This is a genomic window from Clostridium chromiireducens (assembly GCF_003575225.1).
Taxonomy (GTDB): domain Bacteria; phylum Bacillota; class Clostridia; order Clostridiales; family Clostridiaceae; genus Clostridium; species Clostridium chromiireducens.
On record NZ_QXDJ01000003.1, the window covers coordinates 184,045 to 200,192 of the forward strand.

At 27.5% G+C, this 16,148-nt stretch carries 12 protein-coding genes; 4 read left to right on the plus strand and 8 right to left on the minus strand.

Annotated features, from left to right (window positions below):
* Window positions 1-27 precede the first annotated feature (27 nt).
* Window positions 28-816 carry an HAD family hydrolase gene (locus tag D2A34_RS12100; protein ID WP_119366772.1) on the plus strand — a complete coding sequence of 263 codons (789 nt, stop codon included), beginning with the start codon at window positions 28-30 and terminating at the stop codon, window positions 814-816.
* Between the two features lie 124 nt (window positions 817-940).
* Here D2A34_RS12100 and D2A34_RS12105 read toward each other — a convergent pair whose 3' ends face one another.
* From D2A34_RS12105 to D2A34_RS12115, 3 genes are all read right to left on the minus strand, one after another.
* Window positions 941-2,431 carry a YncE family protein gene (locus D2A34_RS12105; protein WP_119366773.1) on the minus strand — a complete coding sequence of 497 codons (1,491 nt, stop codon included), beginning with the start codon at window positions 2,429-2,431 and terminating at the stop codon, window positions 941-943.
* 99 nt (window positions 2,432-2,530) lie between these two features.
* The gene (locus D2A34_RS12110; protein WP_079442142.1) at window positions 2,531-2,800 is read right to left on the minus strand and encodes a putative Se/S carrier protein; all 270 of its coding nucleotides are present in this window, start codon (window positions 2,798-2,800) and stop codon (window positions 2,531-2,533) included.
* Window positions 2,801-2,886: 86 nt separating this feature from the next.
* Window positions 2,887-4,431: a hypothetical protein gene (locus tag D2A34_RS12115; RefSeq protein WP_119366774.1), complete on the minus strand. Its 1,545-nt coding sequence runs from the start codon at window positions 4,429-4,431 to the stop codon at window positions 2,887-2,889.
* A gap of 172 nt (window positions 4,432-4,603) precedes the next feature.
* Between D2A34_RS12115 and D2A34_RS12120 the strand changes: the two genes are divergently transcribed.
* The 3 genes from D2A34_RS12120 (at window position 4,604) to D2A34_RS12130 (ending at window position 8,327) form a co-directional block, all read left to right on the plus strand.
* A complete protein-coding gene (locus D2A34_RS12120; RefSeq protein WP_119366775.1) occupies window positions 4,604-5,368 on the plus strand; it encodes a hypothetical protein in 765 nt (254 codons plus the stop codon).
* 272 nt (window positions 5,369-5,640) lie between these two features.
* Window positions 5,641-6,135 (plus strand): DUF4489 domain-containing protein, encoded by a 495-nt coding sequence (locus D2A34_RS12125; protein ID WP_119366776.1) that lies wholly within the window; start codon window positions 5,641-5,643, stop codon window positions 6,133-6,135.
* Between the two features lie 389 nt (window positions 6,136-6,524).
* Window positions 6,525-8,327 (plus strand): tetratricopeptide repeat-containing glycosyltransferase family 2 protein, encoded by a 1,803-nt coding sequence (locus D2A34_RS12130; protein WP_119366777.1) that lies wholly within the window; start codon window positions 6,525-6,527, stop codon window positions 8,325-8,327.
* Window positions 8,328-8,491: 164 nt separating this feature from the next.
* Here the strand turns inward: D2A34_RS12130 and rfbH are convergent, their stop codons facing one another.
* From rfbH to D2A34_RS12155, 5 genes are all read right to left on the minus strand, one after another.
* The gene (rfbH, locus tag D2A34_RS12135; protein ID WP_119366778.1) at window positions 8,492-9,817 is read right to left on the minus strand and encodes a lipopolysaccharide biosynthesis protein RfbH; all 1,326 of its coding nucleotides are present in this window, start codon (window positions 9,815-9,817) and stop codon (window positions 8,492-8,494) included.
* 48 nt (window positions 9,818-9,865) lie between these two features.
* A complete protein-coding gene (locus D2A34_RS12140) occupies window positions 9,866-10,831 on the minus strand; it encodes an FkbM family methyltransferase (protein WP_119366779.1) in 966 nt (321 codons plus the stop codon).
* A gap of 74 nt (window positions 10,832-10,905) precedes the next feature.
* Window positions 10,906-12,018: an FkbM family methyltransferase gene (locus D2A34_RS12145; RefSeq protein WP_119366780.1), complete on the minus strand. Its 1,113-nt coding sequence runs from the start codon at window positions 12,016-12,018 to the stop codon at window positions 10,906-10,908.
* Window positions 12,019-12,039: 21 nt separating this feature from the next.
* Window positions 12,040-13,089, minus strand: coding sequence for an NAD-dependent epimerase/dehydratase family protein (locus D2A34_RS12150; RefSeq protein WP_119366781.1), 1,050 nt, complete (start codon window positions 13,087-13,089; stop codon window positions 12,040-12,042).
* A 111-nt stretch (window positions 13,090-13,200) separates the two neighbouring features.
* Window positions 13,201-16,128 carry an FkbM family methyltransferase gene (locus D2A34_RS12155; protein WP_119366782.1) on the minus strand — a complete coding sequence of 976 codons (2,928 nt, stop codon included), beginning with the start codon at window positions 16,126-16,128 and terminating at the stop codon, window positions 13,201-13,203.
* Window positions 16,129-16,148: the final 20 nt, after the last annotated feature.

Below are 16,148 nucleotides of genomic sequence, written 5' to 3' on the forward strand. Positions count from 1 at the left end.
TAGAGACAAGCAAGGAAGGAGAACAAAATGAAACCCAATATTATATTTTTTGATATTGACGGAACATTGCTTAATGAAGTAACTTACATAGTTCCTGAAAGCGCAAAACTTGCTTTAAAAAAAGCGCAAGAAAATGGACATCTATTATTTATAAATACAGGTAGAACCATTATAGGAATCGATGATTGTATTAAAGATCTAGATTTTGACGGTTATATTTGTGGGTGCGGTACTTACATAGAATTCAAAAATAAAGAGTTATTCCACAGAGAACTAGGTATCCAATTATCAAAACAAATAGTAAATAGTCTTCGTGAATGTAATATTGATGCCATATTGGAAGGTAAGAATGATATTTACTACGATACAAATATAATTTCTAATGAAGTGCGCAGAATTAAAGAACGTCATATAAAAGAAGGCTTTTATAAAGGAAAAACGTTCGATGATCCTAATATTAACTTCGACAAATTAGTTATTTGGACAAATGAAAATAGTAGTTTTGATAGATTTCACGTGGAATTTGAGAATACATTTGAATTCATTCATCGTGGTGAAGGTTTTTATGAATTAGTTCCTTTTGGATTTTCAAAAGCATCAGGTATAGAATATTTAGAAGAACAGTTGGACATTCCACATGAAAATACATATGCAATTGGTGATAGCACAAATGATTTGGCCATGCTTAAATACGTTAAAAATAGTATTGCAATGGGAAATAGTACACCGCTGCTCTTTGATTTAGTTTCTTTTGTTACTAAAGATATTGAGGAAGACGGAATTGAGTATGCTTTGAGGCATTATAATATATTTTAGAATATTATCCATGTATTGTATAATTAAAGTTCTGCCCCAGGTAATAGTAAAATTATTAGAGCAAGAACTTTAATTATATGCTCTATTATTGATGCAAATATATTCATCATTATTTTCAATTCTGTTACTCGCCTCTAATATTCCATAGATTATAGTTATTGTACATAGGGATGGATATCATTTCATCTACAATTGCTTTTGTAGAAATCAAAACACTAACGTCAAACTTCATTTTTTCATTGGTTACAACTGGATTGCTTGTTATTGTAGCAAAAGAATTTACTACAAACTCTACTCCCTGTTGTTCTGCATAAACCGGTATATACAACCGTGCTTTCTGCATTCCTTCAATCTTTCCTTCTACAATATATTTTTCTTCATCCGTGCCTTTAAACTCTATGACATATGGTATGTAAAAATCATATTGTAATATTGAGTATTCTTTTCGAGTATCTACAATCGTTCTATTTTTTGTTTCATTTATGATTTCACATTTTTTAAATTTAATATATTCTAGGTTTACAATTGCATCCATATTTAATGGTAATCTAATTGAAATTTCAGAGAAAATTATTTTTTCTTGATAAGTAGATAGAACTTTTTTTGCAATTATAGTAATACTATTTTCCTGTTTAAATTTTTCTTCTGAATCTATAAAATTAGTGAATTCCTCCTGAGCTTGAAGTTTACTTTGAGTTACTATTCCAATATCATATGGAAGAATATTATTTTCTTCAAAGGTAAATGTATCTATAATAGTATTATTAGAAGTATCAATTCTATCAATTACTCCTCTCCCATCATCACTTCGACTTGTTACTAGGAGTATTTTTTTGTCTGGAGATAATCGAAGCCTTTGTATTTTGGGAAGCGTAGTTTTTATATTTGTTATACATTCTCTTTTTAGCAAGTCTATAACTTCAATTCTATGTAAGCCACTATTAGCTGCATACAAAAAATTTTCATTCTGTTCCAGAGCTGTAATGATAGAGCCTATTTGTAAGTTTATATATGAAATATATCCATTTTTAAGATTAAGTATAGAGATATTTCCTTTATAAATTCCTTTATTTGCCCCTTTATTAGCGATATAAATACATTGCTCATTCTTTTCTATAATAATAGAGTTTGGTAAAATACCAACTTCTTTATATAGATTGATTAAATGAAAATCTGATGTATCATATACCTTAATTTCATTCTGTAAAATATCCAACACAAATAATCTTCTCTTGTCTTTATCAAGTTCCAAGCAATTTGCCGCTATAAAGCCTTTTAAAGAACCAATCTTTTCACTAGTTTCTAAATTATAAATACATACCTCTTCCGTATCGCATGCATATATCTTTTTATTAATGGAATCCACTTTTATATTACCATTATTGGGGATATTCCATGTTTTATCAGAATTAAATAAATCGCGAATAAGAGTAACTTTATTATTTCTATCACTAGCTATGTATATATTATTTTTTTCATCTATAACTATATTTTGAGGCCTTGGACCAATTTCAACTTCTTCTATAATGCGATAAGTATCACCATCAATAATAGATACTCTACCTGTGCCTATATTAGATACATAATAAATCATCTTCTCTAGTTTATCGATCATAAGTTCGCTGTCACCCCATTATTTCCTTATATTAAAATTTATGCTTTGTCCTTCGTTATTATGCAACAAAAACATGAAAAGACCTGGTTTAACCAGATCTTATTCAACTAATTCATAAGTTTCATTTTTTCCTTCTCCTAAAATCTTATACATTGCGGTTGGATAAATATTATTCCTATACAATTCTGTTTGAACAATTTCCATATCTATGTCTTTGAATTTCACTGCCTGAGTGCAGCTAATATTAATTTTATTAGGAGCACTAACTAATTTTGCTTTAATATTTCTTTTAGTTAAATGCTCATATATATATAGTGCTCTCTGATGGCAGGTAAATACCATTATATAATCATACTTTTCTGCTTTAATATAAATCACCTCTATCTGGTGTTATCCTAATACTATTTATAAGATGTTTTTACTTTATTGTATGTTTTAAAGTTTTAGAAGTGATTCTATATTCCACTTGGTCTCTTTCTTAATAAACGTTCCATAATAGATTGATTCCTTTCAAATTCAAGATCTTCATATAATTTTTTCTTTTCTTCATTTATTGTCATAACTTTCTGTCTAATTATTAGATTTTCATTTTCAAGTTCTTTCAAATTGTTTTCTATACTTATTCTAATATCCTTTTCTTTTAGTAACTGATCTTTTGCGTCATTCAACTGTTTTTTTGTATCATCTAGCTGCCTTTTTGTATCATCCAGCAGCTTTTTTGTATCATCATATTCTTTTTGAAGCTTTTTTTGTAACTCTACAAATACATTATAATTTTCATCCGTCTTACGTTTTTGTTCTAATATTATTGCAATTCTCTCTTCATAGTCATCCATGAATCCTTGTTTTTTTTGCAATTGCATATTTAATGAATCAATTTTTCTCTCCAAATTTTTCTTATCTAACTTCACTTTAGATAATTCGAGTCTTAAACTTTGAATTGCCTCATTTTCATTAAAGGAAATTTCGTTATTAATTTGATTCCTTTCATATTTCAATGAATTATTCATAGTAAATTTATTGGGAATATATAAATTTAAATCCGGTTCATCAGTTCCGTAGACCTCTAATAATTTAGCGGAATTTTCTCTATTATTATACATAAAACAATGGTATCTCATTACAGTAAATTCATTACCTTTATCAAAATATATAGGACTATCCCATTGCTCATTATTAAAAAATGAATAAAATATCTTATTTTGTTCTATCCAGCAAGCACATAATTTGTTATTTTCAATAAATATTATGGGATCGATTAATTTTATATTACTTTCACGAACTCTATAAACTTGTATATTCCCACTAATATCTATACAAACATGATCAATAAAATACAATAGATCTTCTCTAGATTTGTTTAATATATGAACATCCTGTTGTTGATCCCTTAACACTTCAAAAGATATATCTTCTCCTTGAATCCCATAAAGTCTCTTAGCAGAAGACCATTTACGATTTTCAAAGTTACAATAGTTTAGAGAGACTTCATCTCCTTCATCTGTAATGAAAAATACCCCAAGACTACTTTGTTCATTTATGTTTACCAAATAATATTCTTTTAGGTTAGGCACCAATATGATGTCCTGTAGTGAGAAAAATTTCGTCTCTTGTCCATTCCAAACGCAATGCATTAACACTCCGTGATCACTGCCATCGTTGCTTATGAGCAAAAAAAATATATGCATTTCTTCTCCAATAATTTCAACCTTTAAATGGTCTATTTGAAACTCATCAAAATCCATTTGATATAGAGTTTTTCCGACCCAATGTTTATCCTTCATTGTGCAATATTTTAATTCTCCATTAATATTGCTGTATACTATATGTATTCTCTCATCCCCCTCAACATAAACAGCGAACCCCAATACTTCATTATTAATCAAATTTTCTTTCGTCCACTTTCCTTCTTCATACATAATTTTATAACACAATTGTCTATTGTCATTTCGGAAAAATTTCCATATGTTATCAGTATAATCAACATATATACTATTCATGCCACTCCCTCCTTAATAAAATTATATTTTTAATAGAAGTTTATTATGCTTTTTTATAAAACTTATTTTAATTTAACTTTTATTATCACCAGTATAATGTTATTTCATATAATATATTGTAAATATTGAGTAAATTTATATTCAATATACTTTTTAAGGAGGAGGAAAATATATGTCCATCAACTTTAAGAAATTTTCGCCGCGTCCTGGCCTTGTAAATAAACAAGGACATTTACCTGATCCTTCTGAATTAGTTTGCATTGAAGTACCGAAGATTTTTGATCAATGCCTAATAAAAAGATGTCTAGTATATAGCGAAGGTCCTGACACAAATACAACTGATTCTGAATTAAGAAGCAATCCACTAACAGATCCTAAAAGATATATTTGCAGTAGAGATTTTAATTTAACATTAATCTCTGTAGATAAGATTCCACTTAAAGGCAAACCAGGCTTTAAAAAAATAGTTATTTCCTACAGAATTTCTTTCTATGCAGATTATATAGATGACAATGGTGTAAATCAAAGTGAATTGTTCGAAGTTAATAGAACCGATATAATAGGAAAATTTTATTGTCCTGAGTCTATAGCTCAAATTTCTGCTAGTTTTGTTCCTGTTCAAGATGCTTCAGATTTAGATTCTAATATAATAAAACTTGAAATGGTTGCTGAAGCTTTAGCTGGTGAATTACTAGAGGATGAAGAAGGAAACGATGTTTTAGATATAACTTTAGGTTACTATATTGTTGTAAAATGTGAGCTTATTGTTCAACTTCTTATCCCAGCTTATGACTACTGCCCTGTTCCAAAACAAGCATGCGAAGAAGAACCAGAAGAAGATCCATGTGAAAGATTTGAAAAAGCTCCTATTCCTAAGTTCTATCCAGATCAAAACTTAGATCCATTATTCCCAGATTGTGATGATAGTGATAAATAAAGTGATTAAAAAATAATTAATTTTATAATCTTAAGAGTTATTAGAATTTCTGTAGATAAATAGATATAGTACCTTTACTAATGTTAGTAGTTTTAAAAAATATGATGATACTATTTTATTTAGTTGTATATTCAATAATAAAATTCAAGTATTATCATCACCTTCATTAGATAAAGTTCATATATTATAGTAGAGGAACTAAAAATCGACTAAATTATCCATATAGAAATTTTCAATAAAAATTTATCTAAATTAAAAGGAGGAATTCGTTTATGAATTCAATGTCAAAATGTCATGATGATCATGATAATTGCAGAAAAGAAAAAGATAATTGCCCAACTATTATAAAATGCAGTTGCCCTAGTTCAACTACAATCCCTGTTATTACCACAGCTGGTGCAGCTTTTCCTCTTACTTCTCTTACTGTAAATACTAGTGGCTTATGTAATCCATGTACTAAGCTAGAAGTTGCAAGTAATCTTGTTGCTCCAGTTGCCTTTACTGGAACTATAAACTTCCAAGTAACTAAACTTTGTAGAGGTCAAAACGCCCCAATTCCTGTTGGACCTGCATGGACATTCTCTGGAGTCACACTAGTTTCTGCTCAAACATTCACCTTCTTCGTTTGTGACTGCGACTCTTGTTTTGATGATTGCTGCGTCTATACACTAACTGCAACTGCAGCTACAACTACTATTGGTACTCTTAGTATCAATAACGCAACCATTGGAGCAATAACAACATGTGCCCACAATAAATGCTGTTAATAATAAATGAAAAAGCTACTAATATTTGGAGCTACAAAAATTAAAATATCTTAATAATTTCGTTATCAATCAGACTCAGGGTTATTAACCTTGAGTCTGATTGATAACTTATATATTATTTAATTTTCCTCTTTTCAAAAGTATTCTATACACTTTTTATGAATAGAATTAAATTTTCGTCGAGTATTTTAAAAGGAATTAATACTCCAATATAAACTCAAAAAATGGAATAGATTTTATTTATTCATATAGTATATGCTACAGCTTAAATTATTAATATATCAATTGTATATTTTACAGTAAGTGGTAATTACAATGTAAAGATGTAATCATATATTAGCTATAAAAACATATAAATTAATACAATTATTTATAAGGAGAATAATAATATGCCATTAAGTTTATGTATGATTGTTAAAAATGAAGAAAAGAACCTAGAGCGCTGTCTTGAAAGCATCAAAGACATTGTTGACGAAATGATAATAGTAGATACAGGTTCAACGGATAATACCATAAAAATAGCAGAAAAATATAATGCTAAGATATTTTTTTATAAATGGGATAACAGTTTTGCTAATGCTAGAAATTACTCATTAAGCAAAGCTTCAAAGGATTGGATTTTAATTATGGATGCAGATGATGTACTAAAAAGTGAAGATAAAGATAAGGTGATTAAACTAATTAATAACAAAAATAACAAATCAGATGTATACTATGGTGAAACTTTAAGCTATTTAGGAGATTTTTCTGATAATACTATACTCTCAAGTATGAATATACGTCTTATTAAAAATGGTAAAGGATATAAATTTTCAGGAGATATTCATGAACAAATTACACTTGGTGACGAAGCTACCAATAAACAAGATTTCATTGAAATTGTAGATATTAAATTTTATCATTATGGTTATTTAGATAAAGTTGTTAATGAAAAAAATAAAAGAAAAAGAAATATAGACATTATACAAAAAAAATTAGAAGAAAATCCTGACGATGCCTTTATGCTTTATAATATGAGCACTGAATATATAGCTAATCATAAATATGAAGAAGCTTTAAAATATTTAAAAAAAGCTTATAAAAACTTTAACCCTTCGTTTGGATTTGGATTTAAATTAATATTAAAAATGATTGTTTGTAATGAAAAGCTTCAAAATTTTGATGACTGTTTAACATTGATTGAAGATGGTTTAAAATTTTATCCGAAATGCACGGATTTTGAATTCTACAGGACAAATATTTTTTTTACAAAAAAACAGTATTTCCCTGCAATGGAATCTGCAAAAAAATGTATATCCATGGGCGAATCCCCAGTTCTTTTAAGAGAATGTTTAGGCGTTGGAACCTATAGACCTTATTATATTTTAGGAATTATTTATTCTAACATAGGTGATTATAATGCATCATACAAATGTTTTGATGAAGTCCTAAAATTAAATCCTAAATTTTCTGATGCTATTTTCAAAATGTCTGAGACTATGGCTATCAAAAACATATCTATAGATGAAATTGAAAAAAAACTTGAAAGTTATTTTGACAATATTAATCAAGAAACAAACCTTTTATTATCAAAAGTTTTTTATAATCAAAACAAGTTTGACATTGCATACAATTATGTTGAGAAAGCAGAAAGCTTCAATGAGAATATCCTTGAGATATCTTTTTATAAAGGCATATATTTATTTTATCTAGGAAATTACAATGAATCTTTAGAATCTTTGTATAAAATCAAAGAGGGCGAACATTATAAGGATGCTATTTATTGTAGTATATTATGTGAATTGTTTGTTAAAAACTATGAAAACGTAGATAATTTGCTAAATATCACTCGAAATTTTGACGAATCTGAAGAAACTATGGTTTATAAAACTTTCATTTCTATAATTAAAGAAAACAAATACACCCAATTAGCAAACAATAAAGAAAATTCAAAAAAATTTATAAAACCGATTTTTAATCTATTAGAAATATTATTAAGAGCAAATTGCCTTGAACAATTTGAAAAGGCTGTTCAGCTTTTAAATCTTATTTATGATGAGAATTTATTAATACTTTTAGGAAAGCTCTATTATAAATATAGATATTTTAATGCAGCATATGAGCTATTTATAAGATCTATAAAAATGTATGAAATAGTAGATGCCGAAGCTCTCTATATGATGCAAACAATTCTATTATCAGAGAAAAATTAGAAAGGTAATGAAAAGAATTAGTTAATACTTTTATTGTAATCGTCAAAAAATGGGCGCGTACCAGTATAGATAATCAGATGATATAATAAACCCAGTAGAGCTACGGTATTGCTTTTCTACTGGGTTATAAAATTTGTTATTATTTCATCATTGTTTAAATTATATTAACTAAAATATAATTTAAATTGTGATATCATATAATCTATTTGTTCATCATCTATTCCTGGCCATACGCCAATCCAAAATGTATTATTCATAATTATATCGGTATTAGTTAAATTTCCAATAACTCGATAATGTGTATGACTTTCTGTAAATAATGGTTGTCTTAATATATTCCCCGCAAATAATAATCTTGTCCCTATATTTCTTTTCTCTAAAAATTCAATTAAATTATTTCTATTATAATTATTATTTTCTCTAATAGTAATAATAAAACCAAACCAACTTGGATCACTATTTTCCGTTGCTTTTGGTAATAATAAATATTTTTCAAACTGTTTTAACCCTTCATATAATTTTTTGTAATTTTCTCTTCTTTTCATTATAAATTTGGGTAATTTTTTGAGTTGCGATATTCCTATTGCTGCTTGCATATCCGTTACCTTTAAATTATATCCAAAGTGGGAATATACATATTTATGATCATATCCAAATGGTAATTCACCAAGCTGCTGTGTAAACCTCTTACCACAAAAATTATCTTTTCCTGGTGGACATATACAATCTCTTCCCCAATCCCGTATAGAACATATTATCTTGTATAATTTTGCATCATTGGTAACTACGGCTCCACCTTCTCCCATAGTTATTTGATGAGCTGGATAAAAACTAAATGTAGATATATGTCCAAAAGCTCCAGTATATTTTCCATCATATTCTGAACCAAGTGCATCACAGTTATCTTCTATCACCCACAAATCATGTTTTTTAGCTAATTCCATTACCTTATCCAAATTAAATGGATTTCCTAATGTATGTGCTAACACTATAGCTCTTGTTTTATTAGATATTGCCTTTTCTAACTGTTCTACTTTAAGATTATAAGTTCCAAGTTCTACATCAACAAATACTGGTATAAGTCCATTTTGAATTAATGGTCCTACTGTTGTTGGAAAGCCTGCTGCAATAGTTATTACCTCATCTCCTAATCTTAATCTCCTTTCTCCAAGAGTATAAGATGTAAGAGCTGTTACTGCAGCTAAATTTGCAGATGAACCCGAGTTTACAATTGAACAATATCTTGCACCTATAAATTCAGCAAATTCTCTTTCGAATTGATCTGCATATCTTCCTGATGTAAGCCACATGTCAAGAGACGCATCTATTAAATTAGCTAAATCATCTTCATCTATTACCTTTCCTGATGCTGGTATATATGTTTCGCCATATACGAATTTTTGTTCTGAGTTTTTTTCTTTAAAAAATTGCTTTGCTTTATTTAATATTTCAATTCTTGCAGAACTTTCGTTATAATTTGTGATACTCATTTTAATCACTCCACATTTTTTCTAACTCATTATTATACCTCAATATATTCAATTTTCTTTATTTGAAAGTCCACTTTTATTACTCATATTATTAATAATATCTCTATGTTTATCTGGATGTAAAAAGAAATAATTAGTTTCTATTGTTTCTTCATCTACTCTTTTAAATTCTTTTAAGCCTCTGTTAGAAATCACAAAACATTTGTATCCGATATCTCCAAATAAATCAATAATTTCATTGGGATGATAACCAAATTTGGCCGACCACTTTCTAAGCATTTCAGAAAAAATAACTGGTTTAAATTTCTTAATACTTTCAATTCCACCTTTATAAACAAATAATTCTGACCCTTCAACATCACATTTTATAAAATCCAAATTATCAATACCATTTTCTGTCACAAAATCATCTAACTTTTTCACATTGCATTTTACTATCTTAGTTGTATCTAATTCTCTTAAATTTTGTATAGATGATGCACCAGATGCAAAAATATCATAAAAGAATTCTAAAACTTTATTCTCACTATAAAATCCAAAATTATATATATTTTTATCACTTATATTATTTAATAATAGATTGGTTTTTAGTTTTTCAAATGTATCTTGTATTGGTTCAAATGAATAAATCTTACTATTCTTTATTGTTTTAGCCATATTAAGAGTATACCATCCTAAATTTGCTCCAACATCAAATATAACAGAAGTATCACCAATCATTTTTAGTATATTCAAACTAATATCTAATTCATTTTTCTCATATTCACCAATGTTCATTATTGTAACTGGTACAGCACATGAATCTAAACTATGCACCTTCATTTTTATATTATTATCATTACTTTCTATTTCTACTATTACTCCATCTTTAGTTATGTTTATATTTTTTACCAAGGAATTTTTTAATAACTCAGGGTATTCCAATAATATTTCATGTATTAAAAATATTTTTCCACAATATTCCTTGCTGCTAATTATTCCATTTTTGTATTCTTCTATAATTTCTTTTAACATCGCATACCTCCTTCTCTAATTCGATATAAGATAACAAACAATTAATGGCTAGAACTTAAAATAATTATAATTGCCTAATCTAATATAGCGTAACAAACAGTTTCATTTAATAAATCAGTATGATGTCTAATAAATATTTTATAATCCGGCAAAATTTCTTTTATATAAAATGGTATCTCCCACAAATCTTGGGGTTTATGATAGAGACAAATAGCCAATTTGGGTTTACATTTTTGTATAATGTTTTTTGCACCATAAAGTGCCTCTAATTCGGATCCCTCTATATCCATTTTAACAAAAGTTACCATTTCATTTTTCAACTCAGAATCTATAGTTGTTGTTTCACCTTCAATTACTCCATAGTCGCTAATTCGTGAGCCTTCCTCCTTATCATTATAGAAAATATTCATTTTTTTATTTGATAACCCTTTATTGAGAGCAACAATTTTCTTTTTTATTCTGAGATTCAAATTATTTATATTTTTATTAAGTATTTCATAATTATTTTTATTTAATTCGAACGATATTATTTTATTGAATCTATAATTACAATTTAGAAGAAATTGCTCGATTGTATCTCCTATATAAGCGCCCCCATCAACAAACACTTCATTTTCTGACAAGTTTATAATGTTTTTGCAAAAATACTGATCTTCCGAATGTATATTATCTAACTGTCCATATTTGTAGATATAAGTATTCCATTCTTCTATTATTCTGTATACAATTCGTCTTGACTCATCATCCTCTAGAATATCAATAAGTTTAAAAATTTTATTTTTTGTATCTTCTAGATTATTCTTCATATAATTATCGATTGCAAACTTATTTGTAAATATTCTATCTAAATTAGAAAAACCCAACTTGCTTAATTGGTTATATATATCCTTAAAATACCTAGTTGCAATTATTACAATAGTTTCATCCTTTTTTTCTATTAATTCATCTAGTGATATACATTTTACATTATTATAAATTTCTCCAACTTTTTTTATGTCATTATCACAAAAAAAATCAACTTTAATCCCTTCTTCTACTAAGTCATTTAGTGTTCCTTGTCCTATATTTCCACATCCAAAAATACAAATAAATTTATATTTATTAAATCTTTTCTTTAATACATTCACATAATTATCTTTCACTTTATTCTTAAAACATTCACAAATCATTCTTTTATAATCACACATTTAAATGTCCATCCTTTTAAATCAATTAATTTGAAAACTATCCACAGTTCTTTTAAATCCTTCTTCTATGCCAATTTCAGGGTTCCATCCTAAATACGTTATTTTACCAATATTTACAGACACTTGTGCTTTATCTATACTTCTTAAGTCTCTATCATTTGTATTATTAATTACCTTTAAACCTTTTTTAAAAAATGTTTTTTCAACAAGTATATGAGCTAAATCATTTATTGATAGAAAGCACTTATTATTGCTCATATTGTATGCTTCTCCATTTTTACCTTTGAATAATACTAAAAAAAAGGCTATTATGGCGTCTGATATATAACAAAATGGTCTTTTAGCCGTTCCATCACTTTTTATTACCAAATCCTCGTTATTTAAAATTCTATTAACAAAATCAGAAAATACATGTCCATCTTCTAAATTTATTCCTGGACCGTATGTGTGACCTATTCTAATTATCTTAGTTGGTATATTAAACTGTTTATAGTATGAAAAAGCCATATTTTCTCCCATTCTTTTGCTTTCAGCATAACAACTTCTTACATCAAGTGGATCCAAAGAATAAAATTGTGTCTCTTTAACAAATTCTTTTGTTTCGTCAATATTACCGTATACTGCTCCACTACTAAAAAAAAGAAAACTTATTATATCTTTTGTTTTTGCATATTCAAGTAATCTATATGTTCCTATAACATTGGCACTTAACACTCCAACGGGATTAATTCCAAATTCTTTAGTATTTGCTTTACTAGCTGCATGTATTATATAATCTATGTTACTATTATATTTAATTTTTTCTTCAACATTTTGAAATATTATTTTGAAGTATTTTCTATTTATATATTCTTTAAATTTTTCACTTGCATCCTTTTTATTTCTACACAATGCAATTATTGTACATTCTTCATTTAAAATATGCTCATTTAAATATATTAATACTTCAACCATATACCTAGCCAAAAATCCATTTGCACCAGTTATAAAAAAACTTTTTCCTTCACATTTTTTTACATTAATGTTTTTTACGATATATTCAATATCTTCTAGTATTATATTATTTAACATATTAATTCTCCAAAACTAATTGATAAATGAATAAAATATATATTGCATAAACTATTTATTTTCCAGTAAAAAACGCCATTTTTAGATATCTATTGAATTAATAATTTAAAATTAAAGAATAGCATAAAGAACAGTGTCTGTACCATTTATGCCATGATGCCTTAAATATATTTTATATTCAGGAACTAACATTCTAACATATTGTGAAATTTCTAAAATATCTTCATTTCTATGATATACACATATAGCTAATTTAGGTTTGTATTTTCTTATTATATGTTTTGCACCATTTAATGCCTTTATTTCCGCTCCTTCTATATCCATTTTTATAAATGTAACTTCGTCCATTATTACATCATCAATACATATAGTTTCTATTGTATAAATATTATTATTTTTCTCATTTTGTTGTTTTGAATCTTCTACTATTTTGGATGATACATTATCGGAACAACTTAAGAAGTTAAGTTGTTCATTCCTATCCCAAGCTCCTTTATCTATAATAGTCACATTCTCTAGTTTAAGACTTTCTTTAATATTCACTAAATCTACCAAACACATTTTATCTGGTTCCAAACAATAGATCTTCTTAAATTTCTTATTAGTATAATTTACTATATCCTTAAGAGTATCGCCACAACTAGCGCCAACATCCACAATAATTTCTTCTTCTGTTAACTTAATTATATCATCGCAAAAATATTGTTTATGGGTAAATACATCTCTAAAATAATCTAATTCCCCCGATAATCTTCCTTTTATAACTTTTTCTAATGTCTTTTTTGAAAGTTCATCATGTAATGTAAAATATAACTCTTCAAATTTGTCTAAATTTTCTGATAAATATTTTTTATACTCCTCTATATTAAATGTGCATAAATAATATAGCTCACATTCAAAACTATATATTCTATATTTATTAATATAATTTTCTAAGTATGTTATTATTTCTTTTTCATATTTAGGTGATGCAATTAATATTCTAAAATTCACATTTTTATATTTCTGAATCATATTTTCTAATGACATTATAGGAATTTCTAAATAAAATTTACCTTGTTTATTTTTATCTTTGTCTATTATACATTGTATTGGAATATTGTACTTATTTAATAATTTTATTGCTCCTTCAGCACCCCTTCCACATCCATATATAATAACCTCGAATTTATTATCTTCATACTCCTTTTTGAATAAATCGAATTTATTATGAATATTATTTATTTCTAACATATCATTTCCTAAATAGCCTGTCATATTTTTCGCTAATTCTTCTTTATCTAAAAATGGCCATAAGTCCTCCAAAGTTCGGGATTTCATAGTCCCATCTTCACAAACCTCTGATACTACCTTCGGTTGTATTGAAAAGTCTTGACTCATTAATATATTGCATAATACTGGCCCTTTTGTGTTTATAACATTTCGTATCTTTTCTCCTAAATCTTCATGATTATAGATGCTATATACCTTTAATCCATATGCTTTAGCAACATCTACAATATTGGGGATAAATAAATTACTGCTTTTTTCTGCTCCAACGAAATTCCCATTAAAATATGCTTTTTGCATATTCATAATTGATAAATATCCACCATTATTAAAAACAAATATTTTTATTGGAAGGTTCATACCAACAATGCTTGCTAATTCCTGAATATTAAGCTGTAAACTCCCATCCCCCTCAATGCATATAGTTCTCTTTTTTCCTGATGCTAGACATCCACCAATACTTGAAGGAATTCCATATCCCATTGCTCCTAGCGAACCTGTTGATAATAATCTCTGATTCTTTTTATTTTTAAAGGCTAACCAAAAGACATCTATACTAGCTCCTGAACTACCAGGTAAAATAATATCATCTTCAGCTAATTCCTCTGATAATTTTTCTATAAAGTAATATGGATTTACATTCCCTTTATCTTCCTTGTACTCATCTAACATTACAGGATACTTTCTCTTCCAATCTTTACACCTGTTTAACCAGTTATCAACTTTAATAACCACTTTTTTATTTTTTAATTTCTTAACTAATTCCAAAATAAATTTTGTTGCATCTGAGACAACTTTTACATCTACTTTCGTATCAATTTTATCAATCTCTTTTTCATCGATATCAACAATAACCTTTTTTGCATTTGGAGCAAAATTACCATAACTATATCCTATCATGGACGGATCCAATCTTGTTCCTATTGCTATTAGGCAATCGGAATTTTGCATAGTAAAGTTTGAATATCTTCCTGCAACCATTCCTGGCTTCCCCATATTATACTCATTATCAAACTCTATTAATTCAGTAGCAATCCAACTTGTAAGAACTGGTATTTTTAACATTTTAACTAGCTCTCTAAATATTTCTCTTCCACTTCCTCTTTCTATACCTTGTCCCACAAGCATTACAGGGCGCTTCGCTGCTTTTAATAATTCTATTGTTTTCATGATCTTTTCATCTAACAAAAAACTATTACATCTCTCTTCTTTGGTAATATCAAAGGATTTTAATTCGTCAACTTCAATAACAGTTGCTTGTACGTCTAAAGGAATATCAATCCATACTGGACCAGGCCTTCCATTTATGGCTAGAAATAAGGATTTATCTAAATGATACTTAATATAATTAGGGTCAGTAATTGTTACCGCATATTTTGTAATAGATTTTACAATCTCTACAATACCTATTTCTTGATTACCTTTTTGTCTAACTCCTGTTTCTTTTTTTAAATCGGAAGTCTTAACTTGTCCAGATATAACCAAACACGGTGTAGATTCTAACCAAGCCGCTGCTACACCTGTAATTGCATTAGTTCCTCCCGGACCAGTAGTAACTAATGTTACACCTATATGATTAGCAATTCTTGAATATGTCTCAGATGCCATAGCACATGCTTGTTCGTGCAATAATGTTATATATTCAATATTCTTATTTTTTCCTAGGGAATCAACTAAATGCATAGCCCCACCACCTGGCAACATAAAGACATGTTTAACACCATAATTTTCAAGATAACTCCATACATAATCTGATAATTTCATTCTCATAGAATTTTCTCCCCATTTAT